The 495-nt window shown below is 74.5% G+C and carries 1 protein-coding gene; it reads right to left on the reverse strand.

Annotation, left to right across the window (positions count from 1 at the left end; genetic code table 11):
- Window positions 1-128 precede the first annotated feature (128 nt).
- The coding region (locus tag AC2W7A_RS13330) for a PHP domain-containing protein (RefSeq protein ID WP_485991762.1) at window positions 129-495 on the reverse strand (367 nt) is incomplete at its 5' end.

Below are 495 nucleotides of genomic sequence, written 5' to 3' on the forward strand. Positions count from 1 at the left end.
CCGAGGGCTCGAGCCCGGGCCCGTGCGCCTGCGGCACCGGATGGACCACGACCGACGGGCCCGCACCTGACAGCGTCAGTCGCGGCGTCGTCGTGGGCAGGCAGTCGTGGGCCGTGCCGTGACGGGGCTCAGCGCAGGACGACGGTCCCGGTCCCCTGGCGTTCGATCTCGGCGAGGACCTCGGGCGCGGTGAGGTTCTCCCCCAGCCGGTTGGGCTTTCCGGTGCCGTGGTAGTCCGAGGATCCGGTGGTGAACAGACCGTGGCGCTCGGCGATGCCGCGCAGCACGCCACGGGCCTCCTCCGGGTTGTCCCGGTGCTCGACCTCGAGGCCGGCCAGGCCCGCCTCGATCATCTCCTCGAAGGTCTGCATGCCCACCACCCTGCCGCGGGACGAGGCCAGCGGGTGGGCGAACACGGGGAGCGCCGGCCGGCGGCGGACGAGGCGGACGGCGGTCGGACCGGGTGGCGGGGCGGTAGTGGCGGCACGGTAGTAC

This window comes from Micrococcus sp. LASM2_SD2 (genome assembly GCF_057364565.1).